The sequence below is a fragment of the Limnohabitans sp. T6-5 genome, assembly GCF_003063315.1.
Taxonomy (GTDB): Bacteria; Pseudomonadota; Gammaproteobacteria; order Burkholderiales; family Burkholderiaceae_C; genus Limnohabitans_A.
In genome coordinates, this window is the sequence record NZ_NERV01000004.1 from 147,193 (window position 1) to 162,605 (window position 15,413).

16 protein-coding genes are annotated in these 15,413 nt (G+C 58.9%); 4 read left to right on the forward strand and 12 right to left on the reverse strand.

Translation table 11 applies throughout. From position 1 onward, the window contains the following. Positions 1 to 13: 13 nt before the first annotated feature. A complete protein-coding gene (locus B9Z51_RS16070) occupies positions 14 to 571 on the reverse strand; it encodes a TMEM165/GDT1 family protein (protein WP_108376187.1) in 558 nt (185 codons plus the stop codon). 176 nt (positions 572 to 747) lie between these two features. On the opposite strand from B9Z51_RS16070, the gene B9Z51_RS16075 reads away from it, so the two are divergent. Then, the gene (locus B9Z51_RS16075) at positions 748 to 1,950 is read left to right on the forward strand and encodes an ammonium transporter (RefSeq protein ID WP_108376188.1); all 1,203 of its coding nucleotides are present in this window, start codon (positions 748 to 750) and stop codon (positions 1,948 to 1,950) included. A gap of 229 nt (positions 1,951 to 2,179) precedes the next feature. Further along, complete coding sequence (locus B9Z51_RS16080) at positions 2,180 to 2,680, forward strand: RNA-binding protein (RefSeq protein ID WP_108376189.1); 501 nt, start codon at positions 2,180 to 2,182, stop codon at positions 2,678 to 2,680. A 300-nt stretch (positions 2,681 to 2,980) separates the two neighbouring features. On the opposite strand, the gene B9Z51_RS16085 is transcribed toward B9Z51_RS16080, so the two are convergent. The 4 genes from B9Z51_RS16085 to B9Z51_RS16100 are packed head-to-tail and all read right to left on the reverse strand — an operon-like array spanning position 2,981 to position 5,919. Continuing rightward, positions 2,981 to 3,766 (reverse strand): SDR family oxidoreductase, encoded by a 786-nt coding sequence (locus tag B9Z51_RS16085; RefSeq protein WP_108376190.1) that lies wholly within the window; start codon positions 3,764 to 3,766, stop codon positions 2,981 to 2,983. Next, on the reverse strand, positions 3,763 to 4,365 hold the full coding sequence (lptC, locus tag B9Z51_RS16090; RefSeq protein ID WP_108376191.1) for an LPS export ABC transporter periplasmic protein LptC: 603 nt from the start codon (positions 4,363 to 4,365) through the stop codon (positions 3,763 to 3,765). Before lptC ends, B9Z51_RS16085 begins: the two co-directional genes overlap by 4 nt. Further along, positions 4,362 to 4,940, reverse strand: coding sequence for an HAD family hydrolase (locus B9Z51_RS16095; RefSeq protein ID WP_199227569.1), 579 nt, complete (start codon positions 4,938 to 4,940; stop codon positions 4,362 to 4,364). Before B9Z51_RS16095 ends, lptC begins: the two co-directional genes overlap by 4 nt. 1 nt (position 4,941) lies before the next feature. Then, positions 4,942 to 5,919, reverse strand: coding sequence for an SIS domain-containing protein (locus B9Z51_RS16100; RefSeq protein ID WP_108376193.1), 978 nt, complete (start codon positions 5,917 to 5,919; stop codon positions 4,942 to 4,944). A 118-nt stretch (positions 5,920 to 6,037) separates the two neighbouring features. Here B9Z51_RS16100 and B9Z51_RS16105 point away from each other — a divergent pair, with 118 nt between their 5' ends. After that, positions 6,038 to 8,023 (forward strand): monovalent cation:proton antiporter family protein, encoded by a 1,986-nt coding sequence (locus B9Z51_RS16105; protein WP_108376194.1) that lies wholly within the window; start codon positions 6,038 to 6,040, stop codon positions 8,021 to 8,023. Positions 8,024 to 8,213: 190 nt separating this feature from the next. Continuing rightward, complete coding sequence (locus tag B9Z51_RS16110; RefSeq protein ID WP_233255006.1) at positions 8,214 to 8,741, forward strand: 2,4'-dihydroxyacetophenone dioxygenase family protein; 528 nt, start codon at positions 8,214 to 8,216, stop codon at positions 8,739 to 8,741. A gap of 78 nt (positions 8,742 to 8,819) precedes the next feature. Here B9Z51_RS16110 and B9Z51_RS16115 read toward each other — a convergent pair whose 3' ends face one another. The 7 genes from B9Z51_RS16115 to B9Z51_RS16145 all read right to left on the reverse strand — a co-directional run bounded on the left by B9Z51_RS16115 (position 8,820) and on the right by B9Z51_RS16145 (position 15,394). Then, complete coding sequence (locus B9Z51_RS16115; RefSeq protein ID WP_108376196.1) at positions 8,820 to 9,779, reverse strand: branched-chain amino acid ABC transporter permease; 960 nt, start codon at positions 9,777 to 9,779, stop codon at positions 8,820 to 8,822. Between the two features lie 4 nt (positions 9,780 to 9,783). Further along, positions 9,784 to 10,668 (reverse strand): branched-chain amino acid ABC transporter permease, encoded by an 885-nt coding sequence (locus tag B9Z51_RS16120; RefSeq protein WP_108285445.1) that lies wholly within the window; start codon positions 10,666 to 10,668, stop codon positions 9,784 to 9,786. A gap of 33 nt (positions 10,669 to 10,701) precedes the next feature. Continuing rightward, a complete protein-coding gene (locus tag B9Z51_RS16125) occupies positions 10,702 to 11,916 on the reverse strand; it encodes an ABC transporter substrate-binding protein (RefSeq protein ID WP_108376197.1) in 1,215 nt (404 codons plus the stop codon). 42 nt (positions 11,917 to 11,958) lie between these two features. Next, on the reverse strand, positions 11,959 to 12,669 hold the full coding sequence (locus B9Z51_RS16130) for an ABC transporter ATP-binding protein (protein ID WP_108376198.1): 711 nt from the start codon (positions 12,667 to 12,669) through the stop codon (positions 11,959 to 11,961). Continuing rightward, positions 12,662 to 13,438: an ABC transporter ATP-binding protein gene (locus tag B9Z51_RS16135; protein ID WP_108376199.1), complete on the reverse strand. Its 777-nt coding sequence runs from the start codon at positions 13,436 to 13,438 to the stop codon at positions 12,662 to 12,664. The genes B9Z51_RS16130 and B9Z51_RS16135 overlap by 8 nt, the downstream gene beginning before the upstream one ends. 170 nt (positions 13,439 to 13,608) lie before the next feature. Continuing rightward, entirely contained in the window at positions 13,609 to 14,391 is a 783-nt protein-coding gene (locus B9Z51_RS16140) for an SDR family NAD(P)-dependent oxidoreductase (protein ID WP_108376200.1), read from the reverse strand. A gap of 25 nt (positions 14,392 to 14,416) precedes the next feature. Beyond that, positions 14,417 to 15,394: a fatty acid desaturase family protein gene (locus B9Z51_RS16145; protein WP_108376201.1), complete on the reverse strand. Its 978-nt coding sequence runs from the start codon at positions 15,392 to 15,394 to the stop codon at positions 14,417 to 14,419. Positions 15,395 to 15,413 lie beyond the last annotated feature (19 nt).

Consider the following 15,413-nt stretch of genomic DNA (forward strand, 5'->3'; position numbering starts at 1 on the left):
CCATCGCAGGCCATCAGCTGAGCAGTGCAACCACGCCCAGCACGGCAAAGATCACGGCGGAGCTCAGATGCACCCAGCGCAAAGGCACGCGCTGCGTGATGGCATCTCCAAGCCACACCACCGGGGCATTGGCCAGCATCATGCCCAGGGTGGTGCCCGCGACCACCATGAACCAGGACGGGTATTGGGCGGCGAGCATGACCGTGGCAATTTGGGTCTTGTCCCCCATCTCGGCCAAAAAGAAGGCCACAACGGTGGTCAAAAACACGCCCATGCGGGGTGCATCTTCACCCTCTTCGTCGTCCAGTTTGTCGGGGATCAGCATCCATACCGCCATGGCGATGAATGACACACCCAATACCCAGCGCAAGATGTTGGGGCCCAGCACGGTCGTGACCCAGCTGCCCACTGCCCCTGCCAAGCCATGGTTGGCCAGTGTGGCCACCAGGATGCCCAGCACGATGGGCCAGGGCTTGCGAAAACGTGCCGCCAACACGAGCGACAGCAATTGGGTTTTGTCCCCCATTTCGGCCAGGGCAACGATGCCGGTTGAGATCAGGAAGGCTTCCATGTCATCACGCGGCGCAAACCACGCATTTTGTTGAGCGCTTGATCTTAAGTGACGATATTTTCAGACTAGGATGCTTGTGCATCAATTTGGGCGTATTTCTTGCTTGTGTTTGGTGCGCGCAGGGGGGTTTTACCTTGCATGCACCAAATCAAATCAAAAATCCTCAAGGTATAGACATGGAAGCACTGAAACAGGGCGCGGATGCGCTCTTTATTTTGTTGGGCGGCATCATGGTGTTGGCCATGCACGCTGGTTTTGCATTCCTGGAGCTGGGCACTGTCCGCAAAAAGAACCAGGTCAATGCGCTGGTGAAAATTCTGGTGGACTTTTCCGTGTCCACGGTGATGTATTTTGTGGTGGGTTACAGCGTGGCTTACGGCACAGGCTTTTTTGTGGGCGCTGAGCAATTGGCCGCCAAGAATGGCTATGAACTGGTCAAGTTCTTCTTTTTGCTGACCTTTGCCGCAGCCATACCGGCCATCATTTCCGGGGGCATTGCCGAGCGGGCCAAGTTCTGGCCCCAGTTGATTGCGACGGCGGTGATCGTGGGTTTTGTCTATCCCTTCTTCGAGGGCATCGCCTGGAACCAGCACTTTGGCGTCCAAGCGTGGATCAAAGCGTTCACCGGTGACGAGTTCCATGACTTCGCAGGCTCCGTTGTGGTGCATGCCATGGGTGGCTGGATTGCCTTGCCTGCCGTGATTTTGCTGGGCGCACGCTACAACCGCTACCGCAAGGATGGTCAGGTGTCAGCGCATCCGCCTTCCAGCATTCCATTTCTGGCCCTGGGTGCATGGATTTTGATCGTGGGCTGGTTTGGCTTCAACGTGATGAGCGCCCAGACGCTGGACAAAATTTCCGGATTGGTGGCTGTCAATTCGCTCATGGCCATGGTCGGCGGCACGTTGACCGCCCTGTTGTTGGGTAAAAACGACCCCGGCTTCGTGCACAACGGCCCATTGGCCGGGTTGGTGGCTGTGTGCGCAGGCTCTGATCTGATGCACCCATTTGGTGCATTGGTGGTGGGCGCCGTCGCGGGCGCCCTGTTTGTGTTGATGTTCACTTGGACACAAAATAAATGGAAGATTGATGACGTCCTGGGCGTCTGGCCATTGCACGGTCTGTGCGGCGCCTGGGGCGGTATCGCTGCAGGCATCTTTGGTGTTCAAGCCATGGGCGGCCTGGGTGGCGTGAATCTGACCGCGCAAGTGATTGGCACCTTGATGGGCGTACTTTGGGCTTTGCTGGGCGGCTTTGTTGTGTACGGGGTGCTGAAGAAAACATTGGGCCTGAAACTCAGTCCTGAAGAAGAATACGACGGCGCCGATTTGACCGTGCACAAAATCAGTGCAACACCTGACCGTGAGGTGAGTTGGTAAAAACACACATTTGTGTGGTCTTCCCAACCACAGTGCGCCTTGCAGGGATACGCCTTGCACTTTTTTTAAATTTATGGCGCATAATGTCCGAGCACTGTTGTAGAAAAATGGCAGTGCATTGTTCGCGGTGACCAGGTCAGTTTCGCTTCCCTTCCGATGTTTTCAGGTTTGTTGAATGCGCTTTCGGAGCTCCATCGCTTTTATCTCTGTGTTTTGAGGAGTCCCTTTCATGGGCAACAAACTTTACGTCGGCAACCTGCCTTACTCGGTTCGCGACGGCGATCTGGAACAAGCTTTCGGTGAATTCGGTGCTGTGACCAGCGCCAAAGTCATGATGGAGCGTGACACTGGCCGCTCCAAAGGCTTCGGCTTTGTGGAAATGGGCAGCGATGACGAAGCTCAAGCCGCCATCAACGGCATGAATGGTCAACCTTTGGGTGGCCGCAATGTGGTCGTGAACGAAGCACGTCCCATGGAAGCACGTCCTCCCCGTACTGGCGGTGGCGGCTTCGGTGGTGGTGGCGGTGGCGGCTACGGCGGTGGTCGTCGTGAAGGCGGTGGCGGCGGCTACGGCGGCGGTCGCGAAGGCGGCGGTGGCGGCGGCTTTGGTGGCGGTGGTCGCGAAGGTGGCGGCGGTGGTTTCCGCAGCCCTTACGGTGCCGGCCCACGTGGCGGCAGCGGTGGCGGTCGTCGCGAAGGCGGTGGTGGCGGCTACGGCGGCGGTTACTGATTCACCACTTCGGCTGATCTGAGCATCAGTCTCTGAATCTCTCACAAGGCCCTGCAATGCAGGGCTTTGTTGTTTCTGAAAAGCGCAATGTTCAATAGCCTGAAAGAGCCCTTGTCTGGGTTTTCGAGCACGACATCTTGAATTTCCGTATGTGCTTGTAGATGACATGAGCCTTTGCGACACCCGCTCATGTCTGACACTTCGAGTGCCGACCTACAAAATCAGTGTCGCAGTCAGGAGGCTGTGCGTGCTGATTCGAAAGCCAAGCCAGCAATGCTCCGTGCTTTCGGCGTCTGTCGCTCAGCGGTCGCTGTGTCTGTGTTTTCGAGGGCGCCCTGTGAGCAGGCGGTCGAAGAGTGCATTGGGCAACCCAGCAAGAAGCTTGGCGATGAGGCCCATTGGCCAGGGAATGACCCTGTAGCTGGTGCCGCGAGATATGGTCTGGATAGCCTGATGGGCAAAAGCGTCAGGCGTCATCAGAAAAGGCATGGGGTAACGATTGCGCTCGGTCAGCGGGGTGGCGACATAGCCCGGCGCAATGGTGATGACCCGTATGCCGGAAGACCGCAATTCACCCCGCAAACTCTCGCAATAACTGATCACGGCCGCTTTGCTGGCACAGTAGGCGGCGTGACCTGGCAATCCGCGAATGCCCGCCACACTGGCGATGCCCACCAGCGTGCCTGCCCCACGGGTTTGCATGGCACGGATGAATGGGTGAAATGTTGTCGCCATCCCCAACACATTGGTCTCCATGACTTGTTTCATCACAGCCAGGTCTTCGCGCTCTGCCGTATCGATGCCCAGACTGATGCCCGCGTTGGCAATCACCACATCCGGGACGCCCATTTGGGCGATGCAGTCATCGGCTGCGGCAATGAGGCTGTCGGTGTTTTGCACGTCAGCATGGAAAACACCCACTTGTTCAGAATCCAGCACCATCGTTTTTTGCAGTGCTTGCACCCAAGCATTCAAGGTGTCTGCACGCCGGGCCACCACAGCCACACGCCAGCCCTTTTGCAGATAGGCGAGCGCCAAGGCCTGGCCAATGCCACTGGATGCACCGGTGATGAAGACCAGGTTCATGGCTGAGGAGCAAGAACTCCGCGCACACGGCCTTGCAAGATGTATTCGCCGCTGTCGCTGTTGAAGTTCATGGTTTGTGCGGTGAACACATCCTGATCCCGAATGATTTTGACCGGGTCCGAAGACAGCAGGCGGTGCTCTTTGACCAAGGCCAGCAGGCGATCACCGTGAAGCTCGATGCGCGTTGAGGTGCCAAAGGCTGGCCGAATGGCTTGTGCCTTACCCAGCAAGGTGACTTGCTTGCCGTCACCGGTAGCGATGCCTTGCAAGGCTTGTGCATCAATGCGGGAACCAGTGTCGCTGAGCGAGACGATGCGAACATTCTGGATGTCCAGCTCGTCGGTGGCTGGAAAATGACGGCCTTGCTCGCCACGCAGTTCATGGGTCATGCGTCCTGTGGCATCGAACGACTTGAACGAAAAATTTTCCAGCCTGTAATCGGGGTCCTGGCGCACCGGTTGCACGGCGGCTGGACGCAGCCGGTCGGGCATGCTTTGCACCAGCCACCAGCTGCCCAGAGCCAACAAACCCAAGGCCATCAGCGGCAATGACAAGGTCAGCTTGTCAATGACGACCCGAGAAATGCCGTGGCGATTCATGCGGAAGGGCCCTTGTGGGCGCTGACGCCCACCTGGCCGAGCAATTTGGCATATTGACCACTGGCCACGAGCAGGAGGTCGCAAAAGGCACGCGCTGCGCCTTCACCTCCCCGCTCATCTGTCACGTAATGGGCAATGGCCTTGGCCTGAGCGTGTGCGTTGGCCGGGGCGCAGGCAAAGGCCACGCGCTGCATGACAGGCAGGTCTGGCCAGTCATCGCCCATGGCGGCAGCGTGCTGCCACGAGAATCCCAGGGTCTGCAGAAACTCTTCGGCAGCAGGACGTTTGTCTTCGGTGCCAAAACGCACATGCGTGATGCCCAGGGCTTTGAGCCGCAGTCGCAGGGGGGCTGAGTCCCGGCCGGTGATGACCACGGGCGTGATGCCTGCTTGCTGCAAGAGCTTGATGCCTTGCCCATCGAGGGTGTTGAAGCGCTTGATGCTTTCGCCACTTTCGGAAAAGTACAGACCGGCGTCGGTGAGTACGCCGTCCACATCGAAAAAAGCCACACGAATGCCATGCGCTTGAAGCAGCAATTCGGGGGGGTAGTTCAGGGCAGGAATGAGTGGTCGCATGTCAGATGACCTTCGCACGCATCAGGTCGTTGGAATTGATGGCGCCGCACAGTAGACCTGCGTCGTCAATCACCAAAATGCTGGTGATGCGGTGCAGCTCCATCATTTCAGCCGCTTCCACAGCCAGGGCTTCGGCGCGGATCGTGCGTGGTTGAGGGTGCATCACATCACGGGCTTTCAGTGCGCGCAGGTCGTCGCCATTTTCAATCAGGCGGCGCAAATCACCGTCGGTGAACACGCCCAGCACTCGGCCATCGGTGTCGACCACGGACGACGCACCCAGGCCCTTACTGCTCATCTCACGCATCAGATCGGTGAAGCTGGCATCAGGTCCCACACGGGGCACTTCATCGCCCTGGCGCATCACATCACTCACATGGGTGAGCAGCTTGCGGCCCAACGAACCTCCGGGGTGCGAGCGGGCAAAGTCTTCGGGCTTGAAGCCGCGCGCGTCCAGCAAGGCCACCGCAAGGGCATCGCCCATGGCCAACTGCGCGGTGGTGCTGGCCGTGGGGGCCAGGTTCAGGGGGCAAGCTTCTTTTTCGACCGAGGTGTCCAGGACCACATCGGCGTGCCTGGCCAGTGAGGACGAGAGGCCGCCGGTCATGGCAATCAAGGGCACGCCTTGCCGCTTAAGCACAGGCAGGATGGCGACCAGCTCGTCGCTTTCACCACTGTTGGAGATACCAAGCACCACATCCACGATCTTGATCATGCCCAAATCGCCATGGCTGGCTTCCCCTGGGTGCACAAACATGGCCGGTGTGCCGGTGGAGGCCAGCGTGGCCGCGATCTTGCGGCCGATGTGGCCGCTTTTGCCCATGCCAGTGACCACCACGCGGCCCTGAACCTTGAGCATCATGTCGACGGCTTTGACAAAGCGCTCATCCAGCCGGGCTTTGAGTTGAAGCAGTGCTGCAGCCTCGATGTCGAGGGTGTCGCGAGCAAGTTGCAAGGTTTGGGCAGAGTGTGCATGCATCGAGTCATTTTATCGGGCGTGTCACAGGGCGACATGATTCGTTTTCAGTCCTAGAAAAAACCGTGTCCGCTGGGTAAGAACTCAGGTGTCTGTCATATGGGCTTGTTACCATCAAACCATGAGCGCTTTGGAACTGACCCTGATGTACCTGATGGCCGCCGTGCTGGGCGTGGTGGGCTGCCGGATGCTCAAACTGCCGCCCATGCTGGGTTATCTGGCCGTGGGTGTGGTGATCGGCCCCAATGCACTGGCGCTGGCCCAGAACTCTGAAGGCGTGAAGCACCTGGCCGAGTTTGGCGTGGTGTTCCTGATGTTCGTGATCGGACTGGAATTCAACTTGCCCAAGCTGCGTTCCATGAGAAAACATGTGTTTGGCCTGGGCTTGTTGCAGGTAGTGCTCACGCTCTTGATCGTGACCATGGCGTCCTTGTTTTTGGCCACGCTCGCGCCCAGTCTGTGGAAGATGGAGTGGCACACTGCACTGGCATTGTCCGGGGCGATGGCCATGAGCAGCACGGCCATTGTGATCAAGATGATGGCCGACCGGCTGGAGCTCGAAAGCGAGCACGGCAAGCGCGTTGTCGGGGTCTTGCTGTTTCAGGATTTGGCCGTGGTGCCCTTGCTGGTCTTGATTCCCGCCCTGGGTTCGCCGCCAGAAGAGTTATTCAGAGCCCTCTTGCTGGCGGGTGCCAAAGCAGTCGTCTTGATCACCGTGCTGTTGACCGGTGGGCAGCGCGTCATGCGTTGGTGGCTCACCTTGGTGGCACGCCGCAAGAGTGAAGAGTTGTTTGTACTTAACCTGTTGCTGGTCACCCTGGGACTGGCCTGGATCACCGAGCTGGCCGGTTTGAGTCTGGCGCTGGGCGCTTTCATGGCGGGCATGCTGATTTCAGAGACCGAATACAAGCACCAGGTGGAGCTGGATATCCGGCCATTTCACGACATCTTGCTGGGCCTGTTTTTCATCACCATCGGCATGATGCTGGACTGGCACATTGTGTTTGAGCGTTGGCCCCTGATGCTGGTGCTGACCACCTTGCCGGTGTTGTTCAAACTGGTGCTGGTCGCATCGCTGGCCAAGCTCACAGGGGCGGCGCATGGCGTAGCCTTGCGCACGGGCCTGTATCTGGCACAAGCCGGTGAGTTTGGTTTTGTCTTGCTCACCCTGGGCTCGCAAAACGGCGTGATTCCCCCGACTTTGCTCAACCCGGTGATGGCCAGCATGGTGCTGTCGATGCTGGCCACGCCCTTCATCATCATGCATGCCAACACCATCGTCATGAAAGTCGTGGCCAGCGAATGGCTGCAGCAATCGCTGCAAATGACCACCATCGCCCGCAAGTCGATCAACACCAGCAAACATGTGATCATTTGCGGTTACGGACGCTGCGGCCAGAACCTGGCGCGCATGCTGGAAAAGGAAAACATCCCCTACATGGCACTCGATCTGGACCCTGATCGTGTGCGGCAGGCCGCTGCGGCCGGAGATTCCGTGGTGTTTGGTGATGCGGGGCGCTTGCAATCGCTCATGGCTGCGGGCCTGGCCCGTGCCAGCGCCGTGGTCATCACCTATCTGGACGTGGCCGCGGCCATGAAGGTGTTGGACCACGCGCACAGTCATGCGCCCCAGGTGCCGGTGATTGTGCGCACGCAGGACGACCAGGATCTGGAGAAATTGCAAAAGGCTGGTGCGACCGAGGTGGTCCCCGAGGCGCTGGAAGGATCGCTCATGCTCGCCAGCCATGCGTTGGCGCTGGTGGGGGTGCCCATGCGCCGCGTGATCCGCCTGGTGCAAGACCAGCGCGACGCACGCTACAACCTGCTCAAAGGATATTTTCATGGAGCTGATGACGACACGCTCGATGAAATTGACCACGAACGACTGACTCCTGTGAGTCTGCCTTTGGCATCACCCTGGCTGGGCAAGCAGGTGCAAGACCTTGCTCTGCATGCCATGGGGGTGCGTGTGGTCAGCCTGCGCCGCGCCAATGGCCAAACTCTGCGCGTGAGCGAGGAGACGGAACTGCAGACGGGTGACACATTGGTGCTGTCCGGAAAACTGAAGACCTTGGCCGTGGCTGAAGAAAAGCTGTTGCGGGGCTGAAGCCACCGACCAACGTAAAAACCAAGGCATGGATGTCTGGGTGGGCATCTACAGGTCCGACATGGTGACTTGTGCGCAGGCTTGCGTTGTGACTGCAACCATCGACGCACTGTCACCGACAATGCAGACAGTCAGAGCAGCCGCTTTTATGCTGTGTCGCTCTGATTGACTGAAAGTCCTCATGACACCCATGACAACTCACCCCGCGCTCAAGGACGACCGCGTGCCCTACGCCAAACCCCAACCTTGGGGCATGGCCCCCGACATGGTGGTGCACGACGTGCAGACCGAAGACGAGCGCTTATGGGCTCCAGTCGCGCCCGGCATCTGGTCGCGACCCTTGCACCTGAACGTGACGAGTGGCTTTTACGTGCACCTGCTCAAAGTCAAGCGCTCGGGCCTGCTGCAACGCCACCGCCATTCCGGCATGGTGCATGCCCATGTGCTGCGCGGCAAATGGTTGTACCTGGAGCACGATTGGGTGGCTGAAGAAGGCAGTTATGTGTTTGAACCCCCGGGCGAGACCCACACCTTGGTGGTGCCCGACGATTGCCAGGACATGGTGACGATGTTCACGGTGCATGGCGCGCTGATGTACGTAGACACGCAAGGCAACGCCACCGGCTATGACGATGTGTTCACCCGCATCGAGAAATATCGCGCCCACTTTGAGGCGGTGGGTTTGGGGGCGGATTACGTGAAGCAATTCATGCGTTGAAGGGCTCCCCTGCCAACAAAAAACCGCTCAAAAGAGCGGTTTTTTGTTGGTGTTGAAACACTGATCAGAGTGCTGGCCTCACAGCGGCTTCTTGATCCAGTTGGCGATCTCCCCAATGATGCCGCGACGGAAGGCCAGCACGCAGATCACGAAAATCACACCCTGAATGATGGTGACCCATGCGCCCAGATGGGCCAGGTAGTTTTCCATGCTGATGATCACGGCAGCGCCGATCAACGGACCAAACAAAGTGCCCATGCCACCCACGAGCGTCATCAGCACCACCTCACCCGACATGGACCAGTGCACATCGGTGAGCGACGCCAGCTGGAACACCAGCGCCTTGGTGCCGCCTGCCGTACCGGCCAGAGCACCCGAAATCACAAAGGCCAGCAGCTTGAAGGTGTCGGTGTCATAACCCAAGGACGTGGCGCGGTCGGGATGCTCGCGGATCGCCTTGAGGATCTGGCCAAAGGGCGAGTGGATCACACGCCAAATCAGCAAGAAGCCCAAGAGAAAAATCGTCAACACGAAGATGTACATGTTGACGTTGTTTTCGAGGTCCACCAAGCCGAACAACTTGCCACGTGGCACGGCCTGGATGCCGTCCTCGCCACCGGTGAACGGGACTTGCAAGCAGAAGAAGAACACCATCTGGGCCAGCGCCAGTGTGATCATCGCAAAGTAGATGCCCTGGCGGCGGATGGCCAACAGGCCCACCACCAACGCCAAGGTGGCCGAGGACACGGTGCCCAGCAGCACGCACAGCTCGGGGTTGAGCCCCCAGGACTTGGCCGAGTAGGCGGCGACATAACCGGCCGAACCCATGAACATGGCGTGGCCAAAAGACAGCAAGCCACCAAAGCCCAGCAGCAGGTTGAAGGCGCTCGCAAACAAGGCGAAACACATCACCTTCATCAAGAACACGGGGTACACCCAAATCGGGGCGATGGCCAAGATGGCGGTCATGATGGCAAACGCCACCCACAGGTGCTTGGAGGATTTGGCCGATACAGAGGCAGAAATCGCGTTGGACATGGTGTTACTTCTGAGTGCCGAACAGACCGGCGGGCTTGATGAGCAGGACGATGGTCATGATCACGAAAATGACCACGTTGGACGCTTCGGGGTAGAACACCTTGGTCAGGCCTTCGATCAGGCCCAGGCCAAAGCCCGTCAGGATGGCGCCCATGATGGAGCCCATGCCACCCACCACCACCACGGCAAACACCACGATGATCAGGTCGGCGCCCATGGTGGGGTTCACTTGGTAAATGGGCGCGGCCATCACGCCAGCAAGTGCGGCCAGGCCCACGCCAAAGCCGTAGGTCAGCGTGATCATGCGCGGCACGTTGATGCCAAACGCCTGGACAAGGCTCGGGTTTTCGGTGGCGGCGCGCAGGTAACCGCCGAGTTTGGTGCGCTCAATCACGTACCAGGTGGACAGGCACACCACCAAAGACGCGACGATGACCCAGGCCCTGTATTTGGGCAGGAACATGAAGCCGGTGTTGAACGCGCCCTGGAAGACTTCAGGCACCGGATAAGGCATGCCAGAAGATCCGAATTCGTTGCGGAACAAGCCCTGAATGATCAGCGCCAGACCGAAAGTGAGCAGCAGACCATAGAGGTGGTCGAGCTTGTAGAGTTGTTTGAGCATGGTGCGCTCGATCAGCACACCGCTGGCGCCCACGATGAAAGGTGTCAGCACCAGCGCCACCCAGTAGTTGACGCCCAGTTTGTTGAGGCCCAGATAGGCCACAAATGCACCCAGCATGTACTGGGCGCCGTGTGAGAAGTTGATGATGTTCAGCAAGCCGAAAATCACGGCCAGGCCCAATGAAAGCAGTGCATAAAAGGACCCGTTGATGAGTCCGATCAGCAGCTGCCCGAAGAGCGCTTGAGAGGGAATGCCAAAGATTTCCATGGTGATTTCAGGCTTGCGTGAACAGGGGGTGGATTACTTCTTGACCAGAGGGCAATCGCCTTCGTTCAGAGGGCGGAAGGCTTCGTTGGCAGGGATGGTGGCGGCGACCTTGTAGTAGTCGTAAGGACCTTTGGATTCCGAAGGCTTCTTGACTTCAAACAGGTAAGCAGGGTGGATCTTGCGACCGTCAGCGCGGATGGAGCCTTTGCCGAACAACACGTCGTCGGTCGGCAGTTCCTTCATTTTGGCCACCACTTTGCCGCCATCATCGGTCTTGGCAGCATCCACGGCCTTCAGGTAATGGATCACGCCAGCGTAAACGCCTGCATGGTCAGAAGATGGCATTTTGCCGCCATGCAGGGCTGCGAAACGCTTGGACCAGGCACGGGTGTTGTCGTTCAGGTCCCAGTAGAAGGTTTCGGTCAACAGCAGGCCTTGAGCTTTGTCCAGGCCCAGCGCGTGCACGTCGGGCAGGAACACCAGCATACCCGCGAGGTTCTGGCCACCCTTGACAATGCCAAACTCCGACGCTTGCTTGATCGAGTTGATGGTGTCTGCACCGGCGTTGGCCAGGCCGATGATCTTGGCCTTGGAAGCTTGCGCTTGCAGCAGGAAAGAAGAGAAGTCTTGCGTTGGGAAAGGCGTGCGGACCTTGCCCACCACTTTGCCGCCGTTCTTGGTCACCACAGCTTCGGTGTCACGCTCCAGGGCGTGACCGAAAGCGTAGTCGGCGGTCAAGAAGTACCAGCTGGTTCCACCGTTTTTCACAATGGCTTTGCCGGTGCCGTTGGCCAGCATCCAGGTGTCGTAAAGGTAGTGCACCACGTTGGCGTTGCAGGCTTTGCCCGTCAGGTCAGCTGTGGCCGAGCCAGTGTTCACGTGGGCTTTGTTCTTGTCTTTGGTGATCTGGGCAATGGCCAGACCCACCGATGATGTGGGCACGTCGGTGATCATGTCGACCTTGTCGGTGTCGTACCACTGGCGGGCGATGTTGGAGCCGATGTCCGGTTTGTTCTGGTGGTCGGCGCTGACGACTTCCACTTTGAGTGTGCTCTTGGTGGCCTTGATGTAGTCCTCAACCGCCATCTTGGCCGCGACCACGGAGCCGGGGCCGCCGATGTCGGCGTAGGGGCCGGACATGTCGCTGAGCACACCGATCTTGACGAGGTTGTCAGAGACCTGGGCTTGCGCCGTGGCTGCCAATGCGCATGCCGCCAGTGCGGCTGTTGCAAGAAGTTTGCGTTTCATGGTGATGTCTCCTGTGAAAGTCAGTGGAAAAAAGAAAATGAATCAGACGCCGAGGTATTCGTGCAGCATGGACATCTTGGCCTGCAGCTCGCTGGCGGCAAAGCCTTCGATGATGCGCCCGTGTTCCATGACGTAGAAGCGGTCAGCCAGCGGTGCGGCAAAACGGAAGTTCTGCTCGACCATGATGATGGTGAAGCCTTTGGCCTTGAGCGAGAGGATCATGCGGGCCAGTGCCTGCACGATCACAGGGGCCAGTCCTTCGGAGATTTCGTCGAGCAGCAAGAGCTTGGCGCCTGTGCGCAGGATGCGGCCAACGGCCAGCATCTGCTGCTCGCCACCTGACAGGCGGGTGCCCGGGCTGTTCTTGCGTTCGAGCAAGTTCGGGAACATCTCGTAAATTTCATCGATGGGCATGCCGCCGCCCGCAATCACCGGAGGCAGCAGCAGGTTTTCTTCGCAGCTGAGCGAGGCAAAGATACCGCGCTCTTCCGGGCAGTAACCGATGCCGAGCTTGGCGATGTTGTGCGGCGCCATGTCGATCGACTCGCGGCCATTGATGGTGATGGAGCCTGTGCGCTTGCCCACCAGGCCCACAATGGACTTGACGGTGGTGGTGCGGCCCGCGCCGTTGCGGCCCAGCAGCGTGACCACTTCGCCTTTGTGGACCGTGAGGTCCACGCCGTGCAGGATGTGCGACTCGCCGTACCAGGCGTGAAGATTGCTGATGCGCAGGAATTCGTCGGAATCAGCCATGGGCCCCCTCCAACTCGGTCGCAACTGTGCCCATGTAGGCTTCCAACACTTGGGGGTTTTGAGACACCACTTCGTAAGGTCCTTCTGCGATGACTTGACCGCGTTGCAACACGCTGATGGTGTCGGCAATGCTCGAGACCACGTTCATGTTGTGCTCCACCATCAGGATGGTGCGGTTGGCACCGACTTTCTTGATCAGCTGCGTCACGCGGTCCACGTCTTCGTGGCCCATGCCCTGCGTGGGCTCGTCCAGCAGCATCAGCTCGGGGTTCATGGCCAGCGTGGTGGCGATCTCCAGGGCGCGCTTGCGGCCATAGGGCAGCTCCACCGCCGTCAGGTCGGCCATACCGCCCAGGTCCACCTCGTCGAGCAAAGCCATGGCTTTGTCGTTGAGCTGGTCAAGCACGCGCTCGGAGCGCCAGAAATGCATGGACATGCCGGTGTTGCGTTGCAAGGCGATGCGCACGTTCTCCATCACCGTGAGGTTGGGGAAAGTGGCCGAAATCTGGAACGAGCGCACCAAGCCGCGGCGTGCCACTTGAGCAGGCTTTTCAGCGGTGATGTCCTGACCGTTGAACAGGATCTGCCCACGTGTGGGGATCAGGAACTTGGTCAGCAAGTTGAACACGGTGGTTTTGCCTGCGCCGTTGGGTCCGATCAAGGCATGGATTTGCCCGCGTTGAACGCCCAGGTTGACGCCATTGACGGCGACAAACCCCTTGAACTCTTTGACGAGCTCGCGGGTTTCGAGAATGAAATCTTTTGACATGACGTGTGAACAGGGTTCCCGTGATGGACCATGCATGCATGAATGTTGCAATGCAGGTGGCTATTCTGGGTTCTGCTCAAGGCGTCTGCTGTAGTGGTTATCCCGGGGACTTGTCTCTCAAGCGTCTGTGTCGAAAAAAATTCACATTCAGTGTGAGAAAAATGTGGTGTTCAGCTCATCACCATGCCGCCGTCCACATGGATGCTCTGGCCAGTCATGCCACTGGATTCGGCCGATCCCAAGTACACCGCCAAGCCCGCGATCTCCGAGGGATTGAGAATTCTGCCGAGCGGCACCCGAGTCAGAGCGGCCTTGACCATGTCTTCGCCGGTCAAGCCTGAACTGTGTGACACCTGAGCCTTGAGTTCCTCGACCATGTCTGTCTGGATAAAACCGGGGCAAATTGCATTGACCGTCACGTTGTGCGGGCTGGCTTCCAGTGCCACGCAGCGTGTCAGACCCACGACCGCATGTTTGCTCACGTTGTAGGCACTTTGGTTGCGTGATCCCCATTTGCCTGCGGTGGAGGCCATGTTGACAATCCGCCCGTGTCGGCGCGCCTGCATGCCGGGCAGGCAAGCCTGCATGAAGTGCAGCACGCCAAACAGGTTCACATCGAGCATGTCCTGAAAGTCCTGCGGCGCATAGTCGAGGAAAGCTTTTGCCCTGTACACCCCGGCGTTGTTGACCAGCACATCAACGCGTCCAAAGCGCTCTTCGACCTGGGCCACCGCAGCAAAGCAGGCATCACGCTCGGTCACGTTCAGGTCCAAGGTCATGATGCGCTCGGCAGGCAAGCCCAAGCCATCCTTGACCTCCTGCAGACGCGCCGTGTCGGTGGCGATCAGGCACAGGGTGGCTCCTTCGGCGGCGTAGGCCTCGGCAATCGCTCGGCCGATGCCACGGCTGGCGCCGGTGACGATGGCCACTTGCTGGTTAAGTCGATGTGCCATGTTCAATCCTTTGAATGTGGGGAAATCAGATCAGTTGTGCACGCTTGCGTTGATCGTCAGGGGTGCCATGATGGGTATCGTCGTGCGGGTTGGACACCGCTTTGCGCAGCACGGCCAGATAACCCGGCGCAAGCTCCATGCGCAGGCCAAAACCTTGTTCGATCAACAGGCGATGCGCCACAGGCAGCTTCCAACAAGGCGTGAAGACAAACAGGTGGTGTTCCAGGTGATAGTTGACCCAATACGGCGCCAAGACCATGCGCATGCCCCAATTCGTCAGTGTGGTGCGGGTGTTGCGCAATCGGTCGTCGTTGTTGCCCACCACTGCATGCTCGGCGATGTTGCGGATGCGGCTGATCACCTGGTACCAGGTCAGCAAGGGCAGCAGCCACAAGGCAAAGTAAGCCCACCACACACCGGCAGCAGCGGTGATGCCGAAGATGAGCAGGTTGCTCAAGACGAAATATTTTTCGGCCTGAAACAGGTTCTTCCAACGCTGCAGGCGGCTGGGGTCATCCCCCATCTCCATGCGGAAAAACTCCATGCGCCTTTGGTAACCTGTGACCCCAAAAATGTCACGCCGCATCTTGCGCCAGAAGCTGCCTTTGCTGATTGGAAACGGCGCAGACAAGATCAGGTCCGGGTCATCTTTTTGCTGCGTATGGCGGTGGTGGCTCAGGTGGTAAGGTCGATACAGCGACAAGCTGGCCCCCACCGGCCAGCCGCACAAAAAGGTCCCCAGGGTGTCGTTGAGCCGCGTGTTCTTGAACAGGGCACGGTGTGCCGCATCGTGCATCAAAATGGCCAGCCCCAATTGCCTGCCGCCAATGATGACCACGGCGATGACAAAGCTCAAAGGATGGGGCCAAGCGATGAACAACGCCATGGCCAGCGCGATCACGCCCCAGGCATGCAGCACCAGATATGCCCCCATCCAGTCGGATCGGCCGCGCAAATAGGCATCCTGCTCGGGGCTGAGGGAGGGTTGGGGGTCGGCGGTCATGGCGGTCACGTGCGGCTAA